The sequence below is a fragment of the Neobacillus endophyticus genome (genome assembly GCF_013248975.1).
Taxonomy (GTDB): domain Bacteria; phylum Bacillota; class Bacilli; order Bacillales; family Cytobacillaceae; genus Neobacillus; species Neobacillus endophyticus.
Genome location: NZ_JABRWH010000001.1, coordinates 796,699 through 817,945 on the forward strand (window position 1 = coordinate 796,699; position 21,247 = coordinate 817,945).

Below are 21,247 nucleotides of genomic sequence, written 5' to 3' on the forward strand. Positions count from 1 at the left end.
CTTCCGACAAGTAGTTATACTCAAATATAAATATTTTTCAAGAATAAATAATAAATCCATAACATTTTACCCAGGTTAAAATACCTATATTAATATTTTTTTAAATTAATTATATTACTTTATGACACCATTCATCAATATATGACAAAATTTATAAAAAACGAAACAAAAAGCAGTATTTTTCACCATATTTCTTCCTGAGTTTATCATGGAAAAATAAATTTAAAAGGTGCTTCTCAAGACTTAATGTTTTTTTATTTTAGGATTCAATTAATGATTTTTTGAAATAAAAAATACTGAATTAACGCTTTATTAATACACGCTAAAAATAAAACAACCACCCTAAAGGGTGGTCGTTCTAAAAAAATATTCCTAATGTTAAGAAACCACGAAAATATCACTTCTAATTCTACAAAATTGATGGGTTTCCCCATTCTTGTTTCTAATCAGAGGTAATATAAACATTTTGTGCAACTCTCTCTTGGTCTCCTAAACCTGGATTTTCAACTAAATCAAACAATACTTTTTGTCCTTTTTTAAGGTATCGGTATCCGTTGGGAAACCTTATTTTATCAGGTAGTATAGAACTGAAATGAACAAATACTGGGTTTCCATCCTCACCGTCAAGCAATAATCGTCCATAACCTTCATCTTCCTTAAACCATTCCACAATTCCTTCTCTTTGCAAAACAAGTCCTCCTTTCTTGTAGCCTCCGCGTTCCATTTAATAAGACCCTTACCTTTAATTTAGAAAGACATTGACTTTCATTTGTATTTGAAATGACAGACACTTACGACAGTTTTCGATTATCAAAATACAAGATAAAAGGCTTTTTTAACAACTATACAGGTTTCTTTAAATTGTGTAACAAACAACCTAATTGTTCTTTATCATTATTTTTACTCTTTGGTTTTTAATTTGTCCTCTTCATAAATCATTTGAGCGACTTGTTTTTGAGTAACCTGTCTCATATTGTCTAAATCAATTGGTTCAGTTGCTACCACACGTCCCAGGACGTGACTTAATAAATTCTTTTTAGCAGGTTCAATCTCGATATTGTCCTTCTCCACTAAAAAATCACCCCTTCATATGGATGGTCTATACCCTAACAGTTTAACCGCATCCGCTACATCAAAAAATGGTAAATTCAAAACAACATCAATCGTGTCAGTCGTTTTTCCTTTTTTTATCATCCGCTCTATATCCTTTTTGTGCCGAATCAAAATAACCTCTGCAACAGATAATCCTGTCCATTGAGCTACATAATGTATTTTAAATTTGGCATCAAGCAACCGCTTGGCGATTTCTTTTTGAGCTTCATTAAATCCTTTTTCATATTCATCATTCACTTTCTCTCACCATCTTTTTCCGAACTTCTATCGCAAATTCAATGGGAACTTCTACTAATCTGGCTATATCATCTTCTTCCATGCCGTTTTTCAACATTTGGCGAATGATTAGCCTAATTCGTGGGTCAGTATCTAATCGAGCAGTTCCAATTTCATTTATACTTAATTTGAACAATCCATCCCGAACATCAAATACAATTTCAACTGGAACCTGTAATAATCGAGCAATAGTATATTCAGATATACCTTCATTCATCATATTACGGATGATTTTCCGAATCTTTGGACTATGGTCAATTTTAATCTTCTCAACCTCTTCCAAAGGCAATTCCGTTACTTCTGAAACAAAGGTTGTTTTATGGTCATTTAGAAGTAGATTAGTAGCAATCTTTTTTTGAGCTTTTTTATAGCCAATATTCATCCATTCCTCATGATAAATACTCAAATCTGGTTTCCCTCCTACACAATCCTTTTGCTAAGAGATACTCGGCTGTTAAACCAGCTTCTTTGAAATCATCTTCTTCTGTATATACCTCTTGCTTCCAAAAATTGTGCTGTTCTACTTCTTTTCGGTTAATAATAACATGCAAATTCTCCAACATCTGATAATAAATCTTTCCACTCATATCAAATTCCCTTTCCCACTTTTTCCCGCACTTCTTACATTCCCAGGTTTTTAAATAGTCATTTTTAATCCAACCGAATAAATCATTCTTATCTGCACCACAGAAAATACACCTTTTTGGAAAGCTCATTCATGTTCACCTTCTTGAAATAAAGTTTCCTTCTTCATAGAAAGGATAATTAGCATGATGAATCAACATCGTATTCAGGTAACAACTTTTTAAGTTCACTTAGGGAATCCTTTGGCAGTATGGAAACAAAAAATCTTAACCCAGTATTTTTCAAAACTCCCAAAATCACTTGTTTTTTCTCCTCCTCTGACCACAATAGTTCTCCCTTAGCAATTTCAAATTTTTCTGGGAAACCTCTGAGTGTGTAATAATCAATTTCCTGCCCCTTTGCAATAGGAATAATTTCTTCCAATTCCACCTTTTCTAAAAATCTTTCCATCTCTTCGGGTGTTAAGTCTTCTGGAAGACAATTTTTCAATTTGCAATAATCATAAAGGGAACGAACCCTTACTCGATATTTTCCTGGAATAGCCCAAATACCATCACCAGGAAATGCATCATCATCAAATTCTATGATTTCTTCACTTTTACTTTTCATAGTATTACGAACTATTAGATTCATTGTATTTTGCAAAATAGCAAGGTTAACAGTATTTGATGATTTAAAAACTATGGATATTAATTCTACATACTCCTTTAAAGTTTCATCTACCATGTACTCAAATGAATGGTGATGCTGTTTTAATACTTTCGCCATAAATATTATTTTTTCTTCATCAGTCATCGTCATATCTCCTTACTTGAAAATTGCTAATATCTCATATTTCCCTTACGCTTTACAAGCATCCTTGATTTAGAACTAAATAAACTACCACAATAAAAGATACAAAATGTCTTCATCAGAAATAATTTTTATCCCAGGTGAAAAGTGATTGCTCCCTCTTTCTCGGCAACTTCTAAACAGCAAGATAGAAAATGAAGTAGCCTCTCCTTTTCTTTTCCCGCATCAACTTGCATGGGATGCATCCCCGAAAAGAGTAAAACAGCAGGATGCAACAGTTCTCTCTTTGCTTCCGAGTAAAACGTTCGATTCTCTACTTCCTTGTAGGCTTGTTGTAGCGTTTGATAAGAGACCCTGATTTCATCCCCTCTCCCACTAAAATCAACCCCATACGGATTATCCAAACCCAGTGGCACATACAAATGCTCTACGTTAGGATTCCATACTTGGAATTGGAATGTTGCAAAAGCCCAATTTTCTTTATTTTTAGCTTCAATATAAAAACCCATTGTTTCTCCTACCTTTCCATTAATAATTCTGATAGTTCATTCAGCAAGACATAATACTCTTCTTCACTGTCAGGTTCACTCAATCCGTATTCTTTTAATTGAATAGGCTTTGAATGTTCCAGCCACTCACGAATGTCATTGTCTAATTCAACATCAAATGGGAGAACATCCGCAAATTCGGCAATATCAGTAGCCTGTTCCTGCTCATAGCCTTTGCTCATTCTTAACTCCTCCTTATCCCTATTCATCATCGTTCATTAAATAGTAATCAGCCCTGTTGACAACATCCACGAAACTCATTTCAACCACATTTAAAGGTTCATAGACTTTTTCTATCACCCCCTCTTTTTCAAGTTCAACTGAAACAACATGTATCCACTGTTCATAAATTTTCATTTGAATACGTGGTTCGATACTACGGAAATATTGCTCCAACCCATATCGTCCGTAAATGTCTCTTATGATTGCTCGTACAATTGAAACAACCAGTTTTTCATTCATTAATGGTTCACCTCCTTTTGGTTATATTTCTTTAATAGTGCCAACTACTTAAGAAAGAAGACTTTGAAAAAGTAGCCAATGACTAAAGAAAAAGCATTGGCTATTGCGTCTCCAGCTACTTCAATCGAAAGATTTTTAAAAGACCCTTTCAATTTTTCCAGTAACATTCTCTCACCCCCTTTCAATACAGTTTGGAAACAAACACAATTAAAAACGCCCAGTCGAGTGACTGGGCGTTCATTGTATATAATATGGAATTGTATATTTAAAACACAAAATGGCTTCATTTTGTTCCCATCCCTGTTAATTTTAATGATTCTTTTTGGTATCAAATTCATCATATAAAATTTTATCACCCACATCAAGAAGCGATGACAAAATTTAGCCAACGAAAACACAGAAGTTAGAATTAATACCCTTATCTAAGGTAATCAAAACTAAATTTAAATAAGGACAAAAGAGGTGATAATCATTACCCTTATTCAATTAGTATAGTGAGTTTATAAAGCCTTGAATATGTGTTTGTGTTAGGAGTACCAATCTTTTCAAATCTTCATTCGTTAATGGAACACGCACAATCTTCTCTGGTTTATTCCCAACATATTTGGGAAAGAGTAGACCTGTTTCAGTCACTTCTCCTGCGCCCTCCTCTGCGGATAGTATCCAAGGTAATTTTTCTCCTGGAGTTAATTTTATTTGTCTAAACAGACTTTTCCCATCTGAACGCGATTTACCACTTTCAGCCAATTCCTTCGCAGGTTTACCGCCTATATCTGACCAAATTTCCTTGGAATACTTAAATCCTTTCTGGCTTTTCTCTTCTCTTGCCATCTTCCCCATCTGATTCATTCTACCTGTTAATACGTCATTGCACATAAGAAGAAATTTATCAATATTTACATAGATATTGATTTCTTGTTTAATACGACTTCCTTTTTCTGCAGTCAAATCATACTCAATGAAATTTACCTGAGCTTTTCCGATACCAAACGAACTGTTTAATACTTCCAAAAAGGTGTTCCTTCCATCTACACGAATGATTTGACTATTGCCTTTCATATAGTTTCCTCCCATTTCTAATGATGAAAGCTAAACTTCTTTTGTGAAACTAATCATAGTGTGCTTCTATCCCCGATAATTATTCAAATTATTTATTATGCCACCCCCGATAAACTTTTATGTAAATTTTTTTTTACAAAATAGTTAACCTATTTTTTACTTTAATTACCATTTTTCATTGAAATAATCAAAAAAAGAGAAACAGGTGTCATCCTATTTCCCAATAAAAATTGTTCTTTTTTGTTTTTCTTTTAATTGTAACTTTGTTCTGTAAAATTAATGTACTTCTCCCCCCTTTCCCAAGTCCTTGCCATTCCATCAGCCTTTACTTTGTTCACACATAAAATTCTTTGTCCATCATTTTTTCCTTCCTCCTTCCGCTCTAAGCCTTCTCCTACTTGGTCTCCCGCCTTCTCTCCATCTTTTGGAATAGAAAAAAGTTTGTCCCGCTTTTTTCCCACTTTTGCTCAAACTTGTACCAAATTTTCTTGGTCTCAGACATAAAAAACTTTGTCCAAAAATCCTGTATTTCTCCTGCATTTTCTCCAGTTTCCACCCTGCCTTTCTTATTTTCCTCCTGCATTTCCTCATTCCCCGCTCTTTTTCATACCTTTGGGGTTCTTACGAACCCCCTCTTGCTTTTCATTCAATCGCTGTTTAATCCAGCTTTTCTCTTGCTTTTCTTCCTTCCATTTCCTCACGCTTTTCCTCACTCTTTTTTCAGTCTTTTGGGTTCGTAAGAACCCTTCAAACATTCCACTCAAACGTTGTTATATCAAGGATTTCCCCTTCATTTCTTCCCGCATTTTTCCGCTCTGCTTTTTCCCGCTCTTTTCCATGCATTTGGGTTCGTAAGAACCCTTCGCACTTTTCATTCAAATTTTTTTATATCAGGATTTTCTCCTTCTTTATTTCTGCTTTTTTATCCAAGCAAAAAGAATGAGATTCCTCTTCCCACCCTTTCTTCCTTGCTTTTCTTCCTGCCATTTTCCCGCCCTCTTTTCAGGCATTCGGGGTTCGTAAGAACCCCCTCATACTTTCATTCAAACGTTTCTATATCAGGATTATTTCCGTCTTTTCTTCATACCTTTTTTCCAGCCTTTTTCTCAATCTTTTTCAGGCTTTTGGGTTCGCAAGAACCCTTCAGTATGCTCATTCAAACGTTGTAATATCAAGGTTATTCCCTGTTTTTCTTCCTCCTTTTCCCGCTCATTTTTTCATGCTTTTGGGGTTCATAAGAACCCTTCACACTTTTCATTCAACCGTTGATAGGACAAGGTTCTCTCCTATTTTTTCTCACTTTCATTCATACAAAAAAGGGTGGGATTCCTGTTTCCACCCTTTTCCCCTTCTATTTATTCACATATTATCCACATATTATCAACAGGAATATTAGAACTTTAATTGATTACTCTATAGGTTTGTTTGGTGATTCTGGTGTTTATTTTGGATTACATTGGCTTTTATTCCTGCTTTTTTTCATGTTAAAAAGACCGAAGGGCTATCAGGCTTTCACCCGATATTCCTTCAGTCTTGACCATACTTTTTTATTTAAGGACATGGTTTATTGTGTAAGGACAATGATTTTTAGATGTGTACAAAAGTCATTTGATTCTTGTCATCACCTTACTCAACTGTTACTGATTTAGCCAGATTACGCGGTTTATCTACATCACAGCCTCGTTGAATCGCTGCATAATAAGCCAATAATTGTAATGGTACAACAGAAACTAAAGGTGTCAACAATTCATGGACTTCAGGAATAACAAAGCTGTCTTCGTCCATATTGAGTCCATTCATCGAAATGATACAAGGGTTGGCACCGCGGGCAACGACCTCTTTGACATTTCCCCGAATGCTTAAATTGACACTTGCCTGGGTTGCGAGGGCTACGATTGGCGTTCCTTCTTCAATTAAAGCAATGGTTCCATGCTTCAATTCGCCCCCAGCAAAGCCTTCTGCTTGAATATAGGAAATCTCCTTCAGTTTTAATGATCCTTCCAAGCATACATAATAGTCAATGCCGCGCCCGATAAAGAAGCAATTGTGAGTAACCGATAGAAATTCTTTTGAAATAATTTCAATAATTTCTTTGGAGTCGCATAGAGTTTCCATCGCATTTGCCACCAAACCTAGCTCTTGCGTGAGTTCAAATCCAGTCTCCAATCCTTTGTATTTTGCTGCTACTTCAGACAAAATGGCCAGCACGGCAATCTGGGCCGTATAGGCTTTAGTGGAAGCAACCGCAATTTCCGGACCTGCATGAAGCAGCAATGTATAGTCAGCTTCACGTGACAGGGTGGAACCCGGAACGTTTGTCACGGTTAAGGTCGGATACCCAAGTTCTTTAACATGGACTAAAACAGCCCGGCTGTCAGCTGTTTCGCCGCTTTGAGAAATAAAGATAAACAATGGTTTAGCTGATAATAATGGCATATTGTAGCTAAATTCACTGGCAATATGCACTTCCACAGGGATTTTAGCCAGCGTTTCAATCAGCTGCTTACCAACTAGTCCTGCGTTATAAGAGGTACCAGCGGCAATAATATAGATCCTGTCTGCTTGGTTTACTGTTTCAATAATTTCCGGATCAATGGACAATTGCCCCTGTTCATTTTGATAGGTTTGGATAATTTTACGAATCACAAGAGGCTGTTCATCAATTTCTTTTAACATATAAAATGGATAGGTGCCCTTTTCAATATCGCTTGCATCAAGTTCAGCTTTAAATGGCTTCCGTTCCATGGTTTGGCCGCTTAAGTGTTGTATGGTCACGCCATTTTGGGTGACGAGAACAATCTCTTTATCCATTAATTCAACAAATTGATCTGTTACCTGCAGCATTGCCATGGCATCACTGGCAACAACATTAAAATCCTTCCCCAAGCCTACCAGCAATGGGCTTTTATTTTTCGCCACATAAATCGTATCGCTTCCTGCTGCATCTAAAAAAGCAAGAGCATAGGAGCCATGTAATAATGTTAGTGTTTTACGGAATGCTTCTAAAACTTCCAAGCCTTCCAAAACGAACTTTTCTATCAATTGAACGATGACTTCAGTGTCTGTTTCACTAGTAAACGAAACGTCTGCCAAATACTCCTTTTGTAACAGTTCATAATTTTCGATGACACCATTATGAACTAATGTAAACCGGCCGCTTGCACTTTGATGGGGATGGGAATTGACTTTGCTTGGAATCCCATGTGTGGCCCAGCGTGTATGGCCAATTCCAGTTTTACCTGTCAGATGATCATCCACTATATTTCTTAGATCAGCAATCCGGCCTTTTTCTTTAAAAACATGTACCCCTTTTTCATTTCTTACCGCAATTCCCGCAGAATCATACCCGCGATATTCAAGCTTTTCGAGGCCCTTCAGCAGGATTTCCTTAGAATCATGATTTCCAATGTATCCAACTATTCCGCACATTCTGTTTTCCTCCATTGTTCAAATGAAATTTCCTTGATTTGAGTTTGATAAGGTACTAGCTTTTTTGTATGCGCATTTTCTCCTCTTTGTGCAATGAGTCGCCTCATTGTTTTTAAGAAGAAATATTCGGTTGTGCGTTCAACCGGGAGGTATCCGCCGAACACTTCGATAAACCTCCTCCTCGTCAACTAGCCTTCCGTCCTTGGCTAGTTCAGGCGCTTTGTTTAAAAATGGCTTCACGCCCCTCCTTTCGTCCATCTGCCTTTGTGAAACATAGAACATATACATACTATATGTATCCAATAATAGATAGTCAACGCAATTCCCGTAATGTTCACTTTTTAGTCAAACATCAAAAAATGACAGGAGAATTGATTTTCTCCTGCCCATTATATTGGATCATTCTGCAAATGCCTTATTGACCTTATACAAACACACGATTATAATGTTTGTATAAAAACAAACATAAGTTATATTTGTTTATAATAAAACAAACGTCGATTGGGTGTATTTAAAATAATGGATGTTTCAGATTTTTTTTGGAATGCATCATGGGGAGAAATAAAACGCGGTTATATTCAAGAGTCTGATTCTTATGTATGCCTTTTATGCGGAGAGCGATATGAAAAAGGGATTATCTACCCTCACGGAGGCACTCTTTACGAAGCGGAAAGGTATACACGTATGCATATCGAGATGACTCACCACTCTGTATTCGAATACCTGATCCAACTTGATAAGAAACTGACAGGCCTGACGGATCATCAAAACCAGCTTCTTCAACTCTTTTACCAAGGAAAAAGTGACAAAGAAGTTCAAGAAACCATGAATATTGGAAGTTCCTCTACGATCAGGCATCACCGCTTTGCACTTAAGGAAAAGGAACGGCAGGCAAAAGTGTTTTTAGCCTTGATGGAATTATTACGAGAAAAGGATCAGTATGCCCCAGCCTTTGTTCCGCCTCATAAGACAGCAAGGATGGTCGATGATCGCTATGATATTACACAGGAAGAGCAAGCTGAAACCATTAAAAAATTCTTTATGGCAGAGCCAAATAAACGCTTAAAAAAATTCCCTCCAAAGGAAAAGCAGCGACTTATCATCCTTAGGGAAATTGCAAAAAGCTTAGATCGGGAACGTACGTATGATGAAAATGAATTCAATCAAATTTTAAAAGCCATTTATGATGATTATGTAATGATTAGAAGATATTTAATTGAGTACGGTTTGGTGGATCGGAAAGCGGATGGAAGCCATTACTGGTTAATGAAATAGCGTAAAGGGGTGCAGGTAGAATGAATCGAAAAAAAGAGTTAATTAGAATTTACAAAGAAATGCCCATAGAAGCAGGAGTATATCAAATTAAAAATGAAAAAAATGAAAAGATTTTTATCGGAAGTACTAAAAATGTGAAAACCTTAAACGGTGTTCGCCACATGCTTGAAACAGGGACACATGTTAATAAAAGTCTGCAGGAAGATTGGAAGCTCTTTGGAAAGGACGCATTCTCATTTGAAGTATTAGAGATCCTTAAAAAGAAAGAAGAACCTTATTATAACGAGAAGGAAGCATTGAAAGAGCTTGAGAAAAAGTGGGTAGATCAATTACAGCCATTTGATGAACGAGGATATAATCGCAAAAAAGCTCGTTAGGATGATGTTAGGAGTTGTATGAATTTGAATACATTGAATCATGAAAAGCAAGCTTTTCAAATTGAAAAATCCATGATGAGGTTCCTGTTTCCGATCATTTTGGCGGGGCCGTTTCAGCAACGATGCGAGCAACGGGTACTGTTTTATGGCCAACTATTTTTACCATTTCAAGCATCTGGTTAGTGGAAGTACCAGCCGCATATTTCCTCTCTTCTTTCACTACCCTTGGGATAAACGGTGTATGGACCGCCTATCCGATTGCCTTCCTGATCAATTTTACCTCGCAATTACTTTATCATCATTTTTTCTGGAAAAAGAAGTCTCTAAAAGCCTTATTAAATTAATGGACATAGCTGTTTGATCTATTTTTCAAACAGCTTTTTTCTAAATTTTATTTATAAAATTTTATAAACAAATTATTGAATCATTGAATCTTAGCACATAATAAAGGAGTTGCTTTCGCAACTCCTTTTCCATTGTAGCGCTCTATCCTATAATTATGAAACAGTCTTCTCATCAAACTTCCGTTGATCCTGAACAAACAATACGCCCAGCTCATGGTGGTCTCCTTCAAACAAAGCACGCTGGACAAAGCGAACCTCACCATTTGTATCAAGTACATCTAGCTTGCAATGAGCGCGATTTTTTTGCAGTGCTTCATAGAACAAGTCTTCGTCCTTTACAGCAACCCCATTTGCCTTTGCGATGATCTCACCAACCTGAAGTCCCATTTTTTCTGCTGGGGACCCGGGGATGATGCCAATAATCATTAAGCCTTGGTTTCTTCGTGAAAAATAGGCTGGTAAACTATCATCTCGCCAATATGTTACGAAAGCCAAAAACTCACGTCCCAAAATCGCAAATGCGGCGGCAATAATCGCTATAAGCGGATACCAATAGCCTGCGGCTGAGATCAAAGTGATGAACACCCCCAGCATAATGACTTTTCGGCCATGGCGTTCAATTGCTTCTTTCGGAAGCACCCCTTTCATTTGCTGATGAAAACCGATCGCAAATGGAACAAGGATAAGAGAGTATGCTTTTGCTCCCACATGGAATACCGGCCACCACTCAAAAGGAAGATGAAGGGCTGTTCCAGGAATAAGCAAAAACAACGGGACCATCCAAAGGCGCTTCACCTCATGGGCACCAACACTCTGGCCGCGTTTACTTTTTACTAGCTTTGGAGAAGTTCCCTTCCTGCCATTGGTTACGATCAGAATCCCCTCTGCAATAAGCAGCAATCCCAAAATGACCGTGATCGATGGGTAAACCTTATCTCCAATTGATTGGAAGGCTTTCCCGAAAAACGGAATTGACCATCTTTTTTCAGCAAAAAGAATAATCGCAAAAAATGCTGCACCTACCGTATAGGCCGGTGACATCAACCGGACATTTGTTGAAAGTGATACTAAAATAGTAAGTAGTGCGATAAAAAGGATGGCTGCAAAAGGCACCGTAATCCCTGCAGCAATCGTCACAACTGAAAGGCCCCCCCCTAATAGGATGCCCAAAGGAAACAGCTGCCTAAGTTCAAAGTAAGCATCCTGCGCCCGTATATGAAAATTTCTCCGCTCACGTTTTACCCTCAAAACACCTAATATTCCTGAAAGAAAAACGAGATAGTATAAAACAGGATGAAGAAATATTTTGCCTGCTCCTTTTAACAGCTCAACAAGCCATATTTGCACCAATTCCTGCCACCTGCCTCTATTAAATTTCTTATAGTCTACTATTAAAAAGACTCTTAAAGATTATTTTACCAAATTAATGCGCCAAAAAATATTGCTAGTTTCTAGAAAAGCTAAAAATATCTATTTGGTTGATTGGAGAGAGTTTTGCAAATTTTAAGGGGCACTTATCATTTGTTTTAACAGAGCCGCCCTGTAAATTGGTTTAAGGGTCCACTAAATAGTGTGGGAATTCAACAATTTGTAGTACTCCATTTAAAATTTCAGTGGGCATTCTTTTATTAGCCACAACAACAAAAAGCAGCTAGCTCCCCTGATCACCAGGCGCCAACTGCTTTTAACGTTATTATTGAGCTACCAGCCTCAGTGCCGTTTGCAGCTGCAGGTCGTTTTTCTCGTTCTTCATAACCTGGACGGCGGCATCTTCGAGTTTATCAGCCGTTTTGACATCAATTTCCCCAGTAGTCTCCAGGTCATTTTCCTGCTGGAACCCTTTTACGGCAATGGTTGTTTCCTTGCTAAAGTATCCATCTGTACGCCCCGGCTCGAATCCAAGTCCTTCCAGAATTTCCTGTGCATTCTTTACCTGTTCATTATTCATGTCCTCAACGAGCGGATTATCAATCTGGACAGGATGGGTGGCAAAGATCGCAGGCTGTTTAATCGCGACATCCGGCTTGATTCCCTTTTTATGAATCCAATTGCCATTCGGTGTCAGCCATTTAAATAAAGTCAGTTTAATGGTGCTTCCATCTCCCATCGACACAGGCTGCTGGACGGTTCCTTTGCCAAATGTCGTTTCACCTACAAGCTTATAGCCATCCGCTTCTTTTAATGCTCCAGCTAAAATTTCCGAAGCAGATGCACTGCCTTTATTGACGAGGACAACAACAGGGTAATCCTTTTTCTTTGTCAGCGAGGAATAGAAACCTTCCTTTTTGCCATCGCGTTTTTCAATTTGAACATATGGCTTATTTTTAGGAACAAACTCTTTTAATATTTCACCTACACTGTCTAAGTATCCGCCCGGATTGCCGCGTACATCCAAGATTAATCCCTTAATATGGTCATTTTCCAACTCCTTTAGGCTCTTGCTAAAATCGGCTGCTGTATTTTCTGAAAAAGAAGTTATTTCGATATAGCCCACTTTCTTGCCATCGTAATTTTTAATGGAAGAATGTACGGTTTCCAATGGGATTTCATCCCGCTTCACTTTAATGGTCAGCGGATCTTTTAGACCTTTGCGGGCAATTAACAAGGTAACCGTTGTCCCTTTTTTGCCGCGGATTTTTGCTGTTGCTTGACTGAGATCGAGCCCTTCTACACTTTGACCATCCACTTTCAATATTTCATCATTCTGTTTAATACCCGCTTTTTCTGCAGGTGAATTCTTAAATGGTGAGATGATCACGATTTTTCCATCTACTTTCCCTACCTCTGCACCAATTCCTTCGAAGGAAGAGTCCAATGTTTGAGTGAATTGCTCTGCAGTTTCCTTGTCCATGTAAACGGAGTAAGGATCTTTTAAAACCGCAAGCATCCCCTGGATGGCTCCTTCCGCCAGTTTGTTTTGGTCTACCTTATTAACATAGCGATTTAGAATAAGATCATATGCCTGCCAAACTTTCTCCAGACTTTTTTCTTCCGATTGCGTGTTTTGCGCTGCGGCTTGCTTAGTCAATACATGTACATTCTGGCTGGTTTCTTGTTTCTTGTCTATCCATTGGATTCCGGCGTATGTGGCCCCTGCTCCGGTCAACAATGAACCTGTCATCAACAGGGCAATCCATTTACGATTCATGTCAGTCCTCCTCAAGTTAAGGCTTGGCTGATTTATTTAAATAAGAAAGCCTTGAATTTCTGCCCGATTATTAACTTATATGTGAGGAAAGGACGAGTTATGAGTGAGGGGAGGAAATTCATATGACGATGGGAAGGTTATTGGAGGGATATCAACAAAATTTGTATCTATTCAGCCAAAAACTTTCACATTAAATTCCCGAATAAAGAAAACTCGCCGACTGGCGAGCCCGTTAGGATGAAGACAGAGGCATAGTTCACCGAAAAGCACAGCTTTTCGAATGCGAAGCAAATGCTCTCGAAGCATTCCTTAGCGCACTTATGCCTGATAGGAAAGTTATACTTTCCCATCAGCAAAAAAAGAAGAAGCCGAGGCTCCTTCCTTTCGATTATTATGGAAGCGGGATAATACCTACCGGATTAATTGCAAAACGCTTATCCGGTGTCCAAGGTCCTTTGTGAAGTTCAAAGTGCAGATGTTGTCCTGTTGCTTCCCCGCTGCTGCCCATGATCCCGATTTGCTGGCCCTTTTTAACGACAGCGCCGTCGCCGACCAAGCGTTCAGACATATGGGCATAAACAGTTGTAAATACTTGTCCATTATAGGAATGAGAGATAAAAATACAGTTTCCGTAACTGCTAGATAAGTAGGAACGAATCACAACTCCGTCCGCCGCTGCTAAAATCGGAACATTAGGACCGTTGTTTGCAATGTCAACTCCATAGTGGAAATCACGCGTACGTTTACCAAAACCAGAGGAGATAATCCCCTCTGCAGGCTGGGTCCAAAATCCGCTTGAAATAGAAGGAATCTGCCCCGTTGCGCCGCCGCTTGAAGGACTGTCACCCTGTGCGGTTTGAGCAGACTGTGCTGCCTGTTCAGCCTCGCGATCCTTTTCTAATTGGATAGCCTCTTTAATGGCTTTCTCCTGTGAAGCTAAAAGCTGGTCCTGCTCTTGTAAATTCATTACATCGTTTTGAGCTTCTCCTTCTTGCAATTTCAAGCTTGCCAGAAGTTTATTTTTTGCTGCCTTTTGGGTATTCAATTGCTTATTCATATTCTTCAAGTCTGCCACCATCTTTTTAAGGCTTGAAAGGTCCTTTTTCACCTTATCTTGCTTTTTGGCCAGCTCTTTTTTATCAGCTTCGTGCTGCTTGATGATCTCTTGGTCAGCCTGCATGATCGTGGCAACTGCATTTGCCCTGTCAATAAAATCGCTGAAGCTTTGCGCTCCCATTAACACACTCAAATAATCAACAACACCGCCCGTGTCTTGATAGCTGCTTAAGCGCTCCTTTAAAAGTGCAGTCCGCTTTTTGATCCGCTCTTGTATGACCTTTGTTTCAGCTTCAAGCTTTGCAATTTGTCTTTTAGTGGAGTCTGCCTTTGCGGTTTTATCATCGATTTTGGACGTTATATCGCCAATCTCCATATCAAGGCGTGTCATTTGTTGTTCAACATTACTCTGCTGGTTTTGAATATTCGTGATCTTATCGTTTCCTTGCTTAATGTTTGATTGAACATTGGAGCGCTGGTTTTGAATTTTTTCTTGTTGGTCCTTTAAGCTGGAAAGCGATGCCGCTTCAGTTTTAACTGACATTCCCCCGAAGGTTGTTCCCAGTCCGACCGCCACTGCAACTGCCAGCGTGATCACTGAATTCCTCATTTCGTATCTCTCCTCATGATGTACTCAAGTACAGCTCTCTCTATTTTGAATGTGTATAAACAACAATCAGGAAAGGCTGAAGAATGGCCTCTCCTGATTCACTGTTACACCTTTAAAAACTTTCTAACGGACATAACGCTGCCCCAAACACCAATAATCGCACCCATTAGGATCAGAATACCGGAGAGTTCGTAGATAAATGGATTGGCCGGTAAAATCTGAATAAATGAGCCTTCCAGCTTCGGATCAATATAAGCATAAGCACGGTAGTAGACGAGCGAAATTAGGATAATCGGCAGAATCGAGCCAAGAATCCCAAGCCATAACCCTTCGAGGAAGAATGGCCAGCGGATAAAACTATTGGTTGCACCTACCAATCTCATAATCTTAATTTCTCTGCGTCTCGCAACAATGGTAATCCTAATAGTATTGGAGATTAGGAAGATCGCTGTGAAAAATAATCCAATAATCAACACAACCCCAACATTACGCCCAGCTTTAATAAAGCTGAATAATTTTTCAACAGTTCCTTGACCGTAACGGACCTTAGCAACATAATTTAACTTTTCAATTTTCTTGGCAGCTTTTATTGTATCAGTCGGATTAGCAGTTTTAACAACATAGACATCGTTCAGAGGGTTATCCTGCTGAAACAGATTGAAGGCCTTTCCTTCTTCACCCATGCTTTTCACTAGGTTTTTTAACTCCTGCTGTTTGGATGAAAATGTAATACTTTTCACTTGTGGAATAGCTTGAATTTCTTGTTTCAATGTTTCCTGCTGCTGCTTGTTCGCGGCAACATCTATATGAACACGGATGGATACGTCATCCTCAATGGTCTGTGCAACACGGTTAAGATTCATCATCAAAGCGAAAAAGACACCTACCAGCAAAAGTGTTACAGTCACGGCACTAACGGAAGCAAATGTCATCCAGCCGTTTCTGGAAAGGCTCTTTAAACTTTCGCGGGCGTGACGGCCAATTGTTCTAAACTTCATAACCGTATTCCCCCCTATTTTCATCGCGCACAATCTTTCCGCCTTCAATGGCAATAACGCGATGTTTTAATGTATTCACTATATCTTTGTTATGGGTTGCCATAACAACAGTAGTCCCTCTTGCATTAATTTCTTCAAAAATCTTCATAATTTCCCATGATGTTTCGGGATCCAGGTTCCCTGTAGGCTCGTCCGCGATCACCACGCGCGGTGAGTTTACGATAGAACGGGCAATAGAAACACGCTGCTGTTCACCGCCGGAAAGCTCTGTCGGAAGCATTCTTACCTTATGCTTTAAGCCAACAAGATCAAGGACTTCCATAACTCTCTTTTTAATGAACTTCGGCTGTGCTTCAATTACTTCTAATGCAAAGGCAACATTTTCATAGATTGTTAACATAGGCAAAAGTTTAAAGTCCTGAAAAACGACGCCAAGATTGCGGCGGAAAATCGGCACTTTTTTATTCTTTAATTTTGCCAGATTGACGCCATTCATTGATATGGTTCCGGAAGTTGGCACTTCTTCACGGTACATCATTTTAATAAACGTTGATTTGCCGGCACCGCTTGGCCCAACAACATAAACAAATTCACCCTGATTGATCCGTACATTTATTCCATTAACGGCTGCAACACCATTTGGATATTTTTTGTATACATCTCGCATTTCAATCATTTAGATCACCTAATCATTTGTCGAAAATGATTTTCGACAATAATCTTTTTTTATTTGCAAAACCGAACAATTATTGAGCAGTTTTGCATGAGTTTATTATAACATCATAATTCGTCAAGAATATTACAATTTCTTTTCAATCCCGCCGACAATTTTTGTCATTTTGTTAAAAAGTGATGGAATTCTGCTTAAACACTTCAGCTTTATCATAATAAAACAAAAAAGAACGCTCTGCATTTATCGTGCCTGAACGTTCTTTAATTTTTATTTTTTTGCAGCAAGCCATGCAGCCACTTTATCTGCTTCATCGCCTGAAATAAGGCCTTGCGGCATGCCGCCAGATTTACCATTTTTAATGATATCCAATATTTGAGCTTTGGAGAATTTTGAGCCAACTTTTGTCAGATTAGGACCTACGACGCCTTTAAGATCCCCACCGTGGCAGCTGGCGCAGTGCTGTTGAAAAATCTGATTGGCATCGTCGCTTGATGTTGTTTTCTGTGTGCTATCCGTACCACCACTGCTGGAGCCGCCACCACAAGCAGAAAGAGCCATTACTAAAGATATCCCCAATAACAGGGTAAGCAGTTTTTTTCCCAATGTCAAACCTCCCACAAGCAAAATCATCTCTAATGTATTAGTATACCAGTACTACGCTCGTTTGAAACCCTCTCCAAGAACTTCAGCAGCATCCATTACGACAACAAATGCCGACGGATCAATGTTCTTCACCAATTGTTTCAATTTCGTGAACTCCGTTTGGTCAACTACACACATCAAAACCGGTCGCTCGTGATCTGTGAAACCACCATATGCTGATAATTTTGTTACGCCTCGGTCAATTTTATGCAAAATTCCTTCGCGTACATCTTCTTGTTTATTTGTAATAATCATTGCCATTTTGGAATGTCCAAAGCCTACCTGAATAAAGTCGATGGTTTTACTTGTCACATATAAACCAATTATGGCATATAAAGCTTTTTCAATATCAAACACAACTGCAGCAGTTAATACGATCAGGCCGTCAATCATGACGACACATCTTCCAAGTGTAAAGCCTGTATATTTATGGATGATTTGCGCCGCAAGGTCTGTTCCCCCGGTTGAGGCTTTTCCTCTGAAAACAATCCCAAGCCCAAGGCCAACACCGATGCCGCCAAACAAGGCTGCAAGCAGTGCATTGTGCGTCCATGGCTGCAAATCACTTGTTAAAAAAACGACAAGCGGCAGAAATATTGTTCCCACTAACGTTTTCATACCAAATTGTTTACCAAGAAAAACGACTCCCGCGATAAATAACGGAATGTTGAATGCCCATTGCACATATGCTGGCTCCCAGCCAAGCACTGACTTTAAAATGGTACTGATTCCGCTCACTCCGCCTGAAGCAATACGGTTTGGCAGCAAAAACACATTAAAGGCCACGGCAATGATGGCCGACCCAATAATGACTAAAATATAGTCACTTAAAATTCGTAATCCAGGATATTTGTCTGTTAAATAGCTTATTCTAGTCATGATACGTTCCCCTCTGATTATTTCAACCTAACCGAAAGTGAGTATAGCATGGTAAAAATACGGTGTAAACGGCATCGATTTCCCGCGATAAAGGGATAAAATTATTATTAGATTTTCCCTTATACAGCACTTTCATGAAGCAGGCCGTAAAATATTTTACCGATATAATTTATCCCTCAAAAAAAAAACGCCTTTGCCGATATACAGCAAAGGCTCACATACAAATTATGAAATTCTTGAACGCAAATAAGCATTGATAAATTGATCAACTTCCCCGTCCATTACGGCTTGAACGTTGCCAGTTTCAACATTTGTACGGTGGTCCTTGACCATCGAATAAGGATGGAATACGTACGAACGAATTTGACTGCCCCAACCGATTTCCTTTTGCTCGCCTCGGATTTCCGCTAATGCCTTCTCCTTCTCTTCCATTTCTTTCTGATAAAGTTTTGCCATTAGCATTTTCATACACCGTTCACGGTTCTGAATCTGGGAACGTTCCGTCTGGCAAGAAACCACGATGCCAGTAGGGATATGCGTGATCCTGACAGCCGATTCCGTTTTATTGATGTGCTGACCGCCTGCACCACTCGCACGGTACGTATCAACCTTTAAGTCTTCCGAGCGGATATCAATTTCAACTTCATCATTAAATTCCGGCATCACATCACAGGATACGAAAGATGTATGACGGCGGCCAGAAGCATCAAATGGCGAAATCCTTACTAGGCGATGAACGCCTTTTTCCGCCTTTAAATAGCCATAGGCATTATGGCCTTTTATAGCAAGTGTAACACTTTTAATTCCCGCTTCATCCCCAGGAAGATAATCCAACGTTTCCACTTTAAAGCCCTTCTTCTCAGCCCAGCGCGTATACATTCTGAGCAGCATCTGCCCCCAATCCTGTGATTCTGTACCGCCTGCTCCAGGATGAAGCTCTAAGATCGCATTATTTCTATCATATTCCTCACTTAAAAGCAGCTGAAGCTCAAACTGGCTAAGTCGATTGGTCAGCTTCTCAAGCTCATCTTCCAGCTCCGCCTGCAGTTCAGCATCATTTTCTTCTTTTACAAGCTCATATGTTACTTCCAAATTTTCATAGGACTCATTCAGCTCATAAAACTCGTGTACCTGATCCTTTAAACCATTTGCTTCACTTATAATAGACTGTGCTGCTTGCTGATCATTCCAAAAATCAGGCTGCAGCATAACATCATCTAACTCAGCAATTCTGGCCTCCTTATTTTCAAGGTCAAAGAGACCCCCTAAAGTCCGCTAATTTCTTAGCCGTTGTTTCCAATACATTGCGAATTTCCGCTAATTCCATTTCCTTCACCTCTATATAAATTTGCCGCTAGTCGATTGATGCAAAAATCAACAGCAACGTTTAATGTTTTAAAAATAATCATGGCTCTAGTGTAGTTTATTCATCCCATCACTTATAAGTACTAACCCATTATAACGTGAGCACCGGCAAAATATCAAAAGTTGTTCAAAAGAAATGCGGAATGACTTCGATATTTTTTTAGTATAACCGATATGTTTCTGTTAAAAATGGTACTATTAGAATAGAAACTTCGACATTAATAATGTTTAAATAGAGAATTAAAGGAGTCTAAGTGAGATGGAGAAAATAAACCGGAATGATCAATGCCCATGCGGAAGCGGCAAAAAGTATAAAAAGTGCTGCGGTGCGAATGAGGCGATTTCGATTAACCAAATCATTGAAAAGGAAATGGACGAACTGCAAAAACTGGTTACCCATTTTGCCTTTTATCAATTTGAAAGTGAGCTGGAAGACGACTTTGCAGATTTTGAGGAATTCTTTTCCTTTGAAGATGAAGAAGAAAGACAATTCTATGAGATCATCCATGCGATCTGGTTTTCCCTATTTGTTCAGTTAGAAGATGGAGAAACCATCATAGAAAAATATATTCAAGCTGAAGCAAGAAAAATCAAACGGCCAAAGCTGCGGCAAATTTTACAGACTTGGGCTGATGCTAGAACGATTGTGGGAAAAATCATAAGTGTGGACGACTATAAAATGAAAGTTGAAGACGGTTTGACGAAAGAACAGCTGGATGTGGTGATTACTGAGGACCCTATAATAATAGAAGAAGGTTCATTCTTTACTGGAATACTTGTCCCATATGAACATCAGTATCTCTTTTTTCCACAGCCGTTTGATTTACCAGAATTGGAGCCGGAAGTTGGTATATCCTTTATTAAAGATGGCAGTCTGAAAGCCGGGTTTGATTCCCCGCAAGAGTATTTGACTCAATTTTTCATGGAGATTTTAAGTGAACTGCCCATGGTCAATGGCGTGATTGAATTGGACAAAATAGAATGGCCAGCCTCTATTTATAAAGAGGTTGTCGACATATACAAGGCAAAGCTGGAATCACTTGATTTTCCGCCTCCTGTAGTGGATGCAGGGATCGCTCTTTGGTATAGCTTTTGCCAGAAAAAACAAAAACGAATTCAAAAGCCACAGATCTATGCTGCGGCACTCCACTATCTGCTATTACTGATCATACCTATTGAACAATCCTTTACATTTAAGGATCTGGCAACGTTGTATGGAGTTTCTGCCCGTTCTATTTCCCCTATAGTGTCAGAATTGGAGTCAGAGCTGGCGTTAGAGATTGCACAGATTGCTGGAGCCTTTCAAGATGTAGAGGAAGAAGAGGAACCTTTTGTAGTGAAAGGGACTGTGGTGGAGTTTCCAAAAGGAAGAGCGCGGAATCTGACAGATATGGATTAAGCAAATGATTGTACCATATTTGAATAAAAAACTGAGCGGGAACTGAACTCCTACTCAGTTTTTTATTCTTTATCTTACCGGTCAAAGCGTTATAATATTAAGATGACAAAATTTTCTTCTCTTTTAACAAAATTGGCACTGAACAAGCGGAAGTGGTAATATGAAAATGAATCAGTGTATTTAATTGGATTTTTTATTAGTAATGAGATAAAGGAGC

General features: G+C 38.9%; 25 protein-coding genes. 4 read left to right on the forward strand and 21 right to left on the reverse strand.

Annotated elements, in window-relative coordinates; all coding sequences use genetic code 11:
- Positions 1–442: 442 nt before the first annotated feature.
- The 13 genes from HPT25_RS03980 to glmS all read right to left on the reverse strand — a co-directional run bounded on the left by HPT25_RS03980 (position 443) and on the right by glmS (position 8,264).
- On the reverse strand, positions 443–688 hold the full coding sequence (locus HPT25_RS03980) for a cold shock domain-containing protein (protein ID WP_246277132.1): 246 nt from the start codon (positions 686–688) through the stop codon (positions 443–445).
- Between the two features lie 212 nt (positions 689–900).
- Positions 901–1,071 carry a hypothetical protein gene (locus HPT25_RS03985; RefSeq protein ID WP_173060253.1) on the reverse strand — a complete coding sequence of 57 codons (171 nt, stop codon included), beginning with the start codon at positions 1,069–1,071 and terminating at the stop codon, positions 901–903.
- A 15-nt stretch (positions 1,072–1,086) separates the two neighbouring features.
- On the reverse strand, positions 1,087–1,350 hold the full coding sequence (locus HPT25_RS03990) for a hypothetical protein (RefSeq protein ID WP_173060256.1): 264 nt from the start codon (positions 1,348–1,350) through the stop codon (positions 1,087–1,089).
- A complete protein-coding gene (locus HPT25_RS03995; protein ID WP_173060259.1) occupies positions 1,343–1,795 on the reverse strand; it encodes a hypothetical protein in 453 nt (150 codons plus the stop codon). Before HPT25_RS03995 ends, HPT25_RS03990 begins: the two co-directional genes overlap by 8 nt.
- On the reverse strand, positions 1,779–2,105 hold the full coding sequence (locus HPT25_RS04000; protein WP_173060262.1) for a hypothetical protein: 327 nt from the start codon (positions 2,103–2,105) through the stop codon (positions 1,779–1,781). The genes HPT25_RS03995 and HPT25_RS04000 overlap by 17 nt, the downstream gene beginning before the upstream one ends.
- A gap of 49 nt (positions 2,106–2,154) precedes the next feature.
- Positions 2,155–2,769 (reverse strand): hypothetical protein, encoded by a 615-nt coding sequence (locus HPT25_RS04005; protein WP_173060265.1) that lies wholly within the window; start codon positions 2,767–2,769, stop codon positions 2,155–2,157.
- 128 nt (positions 2,770–2,897) lie between these two features.
- Entirely contained in the window at positions 2,898–3,275 is a 378-nt protein-coding gene (locus HPT25_RS04010) for a hypothetical protein (protein ID WP_173060268.1), read from the reverse strand.
- Between the two features lie 8 nt (positions 3,276–3,283).
- Positions 3,284–3,496 (reverse strand): hypothetical protein, encoded by a 213-nt coding sequence (locus HPT25_RS04015; protein WP_173060271.1) that lies wholly within the window; start codon positions 3,494–3,496, stop codon positions 3,284–3,286.
- Positions 3,497–3,515: 19 nt separating this feature from the next.
- Positions 3,516–3,776, reverse strand: a complete 261-nt coding sequence (locus HPT25_RS04020) for a hypothetical protein (protein WP_173060274.1) — start codon at positions 3,774–3,776, stop codon at positions 3,516–3,518.
- Positions 3,777–3,820: 44 nt separating this feature from the next.
- Positions 3,821–3,943 (reverse strand): hypothetical protein, encoded by a 123-nt coding sequence (locus HPT25_RS28970; protein WP_281368166.1) that lies wholly within the window; start codon positions 3,941–3,943, stop codon positions 3,821–3,823.
- A 319-nt stretch (positions 3,944–4,262) separates the two neighbouring features.
- On the reverse strand, positions 4,263–4,835 hold the full coding sequence (locus HPT25_RS04025) for a hypothetical protein (protein ID WP_246277133.1): 573 nt from the start codon (positions 4,833–4,835) through the stop codon (positions 4,263–4,265).
- Positions 4,836–5,086: 251 nt separating this feature from the next.
- A complete protein-coding gene (locus tag HPT25_RS28250) occupies positions 5,087–5,296 on the reverse strand; it encodes a hypothetical protein (RefSeq protein ID WP_217269617.1) in 210 nt (69 codons plus the stop codon).
- Between the two features lie 1,165 nt (positions 5,297–6,461).
- Positions 6,462–8,264, reverse strand: a complete 1,803-nt coding sequence (gene glmS / locus HPT25_RS04030) for a glutamine--fructose-6-phosphate transaminase (isomerizing) (RefSeq protein WP_173060280.1) — start codon at positions 8,262–8,264, stop codon at positions 6,462–6,464.
- Positions 8,265–8,783: 519 nt separating this feature from the next.
- On the opposite strand from glmS, the gene HPT25_RS04040 reads away from it, so the two are divergent.
- The 3 genes from HPT25_RS04040 to HPT25_RS04050 are packed head-to-tail and all read left to right on the forward strand — an operon-like array spanning position 8,784 to position 10,099.
- Positions 8,784–9,539, forward strand: coding sequence for a DUF2087 domain-containing protein (locus HPT25_RS04040; RefSeq protein ID WP_173060286.1), 756 nt, complete (start codon positions 8,784–8,786; stop codon positions 9,537–9,539).
- A 20-nt stretch (positions 9,540–9,559) separates the two neighbouring features.
- Entirely contained in the window at positions 9,560–9,916 is a 357-nt protein-coding gene (locus HPT25_RS04045) for a GIY-YIG nuclease family protein (RefSeq protein WP_173060289.1), read from the forward strand.
- A gap of 24 nt (positions 9,917–9,940) precedes the next feature.
- On the forward strand, positions 9,941–10,099 hold the full coding sequence (locus HPT25_RS04050) for a hypothetical protein (protein WP_173060292.1): 159 nt from the start codon (positions 9,941–9,943) through the stop codon (positions 10,097–10,099).
- A 314-nt stretch (positions 10,100–10,413) separates the two neighbouring features.
- Here the strand turns inward: HPT25_RS04050 and HPT25_RS04055 are convergent, their stop codons facing one another.
- The 8 genes from HPT25_RS04055 to prfB all read right to left on the reverse strand — a co-directional run bounded on the left by HPT25_RS04055 (position 10,414) and on the right by prfB (position 19,593).
- On the reverse strand, positions 10,414–11,610 hold the full coding sequence (locus HPT25_RS04055; RefSeq protein WP_173060296.1) for a PDZ domain-containing protein: 1,197 nt from the start codon (positions 11,608–11,610) through the stop codon (positions 10,414–10,416).
- Between the two features lie 343 nt (positions 11,611–11,953).
- Entirely contained in the window at positions 11,954–13,408 is a 1,455-nt protein-coding gene (locus HPT25_RS04060) for a S41 family peptidase (RefSeq protein ID WP_173060299.1), read from the reverse strand.
- Between the two features lie 391 nt (positions 13,409–13,799).
- Complete coding sequence (locus HPT25_RS04065) at positions 13,800–15,074, reverse strand: murein hydrolase activator EnvC family protein (protein ID WP_173060302.1); 1,275 nt, start codon at positions 15,072–15,074, stop codon at positions 13,800–13,802.
- Between the two features lie 104 nt (positions 15,075–15,178).
- Positions 15,179–16,072, reverse strand: coding sequence for a permease-like cell division protein FtsX (ftsX, locus tag HPT25_RS04070; protein WP_173060305.1), 894 nt, complete (start codon positions 16,070–16,072; stop codon positions 15,179–15,181).
- Positions 16,062–16,748: a cell division ATP-binding protein FtsE gene (ftsE, locus tag HPT25_RS04075; RefSeq protein ID WP_173060307.1), complete on the reverse strand. Its 687-nt coding sequence runs from the start codon at positions 16,746–16,748 to the stop codon at positions 16,062–16,064. The genes ftsX and ftsE overlap by 11 nt, the downstream gene beginning before the upstream one ends.
- A gap of 264 nt (positions 16,749–17,012) precedes the next feature.
- The gene (cccB, locus tag HPT25_RS04080) at positions 17,013–17,348 is read right to left on the reverse strand and encodes a cytochrome c551 (protein WP_217269618.1); all 336 of its coding nucleotides are present in this window, start codon (positions 17,346–17,348) and stop codon (positions 17,013–17,015) included.
- Positions 17,349–17,399: 51 nt separating this feature from the next.
- Positions 17,400–18,266, reverse strand: a complete 867-nt coding sequence (locus tag HPT25_RS04085) for a YitT family protein (protein WP_173060310.1) — start codon at positions 18,264–18,266, stop codon at positions 17,400–17,402.
- 225 nt (positions 18,267–18,491) lie between these two features.
- Positions 18,492–19,593 (reverse strand): peptide chain release factor 2 gene (prfB, locus tag HPT25_RS04090; protein ID WP_173060313.1). Its coding sequence is split into 2 segments (ribosomal slippage): positions 18,492–19,520 and positions 19,522–19,593, totalling 1,101 coding nucleotides; the frame shifts between segments, so codons are not numbered across the junction.
- A 297-nt stretch (positions 19,594–19,890) separates the two neighbouring features.
- On the opposite strand from prfB, the gene HPT25_RS04095 reads away from it, so the two are divergent.
- Positions 19,891–21,030 (forward strand): YecA family protein, encoded by a 1,140-nt coding sequence (locus HPT25_RS04095; RefSeq protein WP_173060316.1) that lies wholly within the window; start codon positions 19,891–19,893, stop codon positions 21,028–21,030.
- Positions 21,031–21,247: the final 217 nt, after the last annotated feature.

Bases quoted from the DNA above. Each gene is read 5' to 3' on its own strand.
- HPT25_RS04085 (WP_173060310.1), bottom strand. From the start codon at position 18,266: ATGACTAGAATAAGCTATTTAACAGACAAATATCCTGGATTACGAATT.
- HPT25_RS04020 (WP_173060274.1), bottom strand. From the start codon at position 3,776: ATGAATGAAAAACTGGTTGTTTCAATTGTACGAGCAATCATAAGAGAC.
- HPT25_RS04095 (WP_173060316.1), top strand. From the start codon at position 19,891: ATGGAGAAAATAAACCGGAATGATCAATGCCCATGCGGAAGCGGCAAA.
- HPT25_RS28970 (WP_281368166.1), bottom strand. From the start codon at position 3,943: ATGTTACTGGAAAAATTGAAAGGGTCTTTTAAAAATCTTTCGATTGAA.
- HPT25_RS04015 (WP_173060271.1), bottom strand. From the start codon at position 3,496: ATGAGCAAAGGCTATGAGCAGGAACAGGCTACTGATATTGCCGAATTT.
- HPT25_RS04025 (WP_246277133.1), bottom strand. From the start codon at position 4,835: ATGAAAGGCAATAGTCAAATCATTCGTGTAGATGGAAGGAACACCTTT.
- HPT25_RS04040 (WP_173060286.1), top strand. From the start codon at position 8,784: ATGGATGTTTCAGATTTTTTTTGGAATGCATCATGGGGAGAAATAAAA.
- HPT25_RS04000 (WP_173060262.1), bottom strand. From the start codon at position 2,105: ATGAGCTTTCCAAAAAGGTGTATTTTCTGTGGTGCAGATAAGAATGAT.
- HPT25_RS04065 (WP_173060302.1), bottom strand. From the start codon at position 15,074: ATGAGGAATTCAGTGATCACGCTGGCAGTTGCAGTGGCGGTCGGACTG.
- HPT25_RS04060 (WP_173060299.1), bottom strand. From the start codon at position 13,408: ATGAATCGTAAATGGATTGCCCTGTTGATGACAGGTTCATTGTTGACC.
- HPT25_RS04005 (WP_173060265.1), bottom strand. From the start codon at position 2,769: ATGACTGATGAAGAAAAAATAATATTTATGGCGAAAGTATTAAAACAG.
- ftsE (WP_173060307.1), bottom strand. From the start codon at position 16,748: ATGATTGAAATGCGAGATGTATACAAAAAATATCCAAATGGTGTTGCA.
- HPT25_RS04045 (WP_173060289.1), top strand. From the start codon at position 9,560: ATGAATCGAAAAAAAGAGTTAATTAGAATTTACAAAGAAATGCCCATA.
- glmS (WP_173060280.1), bottom strand. From the start codon at position 8,264: ATGTGCGGAATAGTTGGATACATTGGAAATCATGATTCTAAGGAAATC.
- ftsX (WP_173060305.1), bottom strand. From the start codon at position 16,072: ATGAAGTTTAGAACAATTGGCCGTCACGCCCGCGAAAGTTTAAAGAGC.
- HPT25_RS04010 (WP_173060268.1), bottom strand. From the start codon at position 3,275: ATGGGTTTTTATATTGAAGCTAAAAATAAAGAAAATTGGGCTTTTGCA.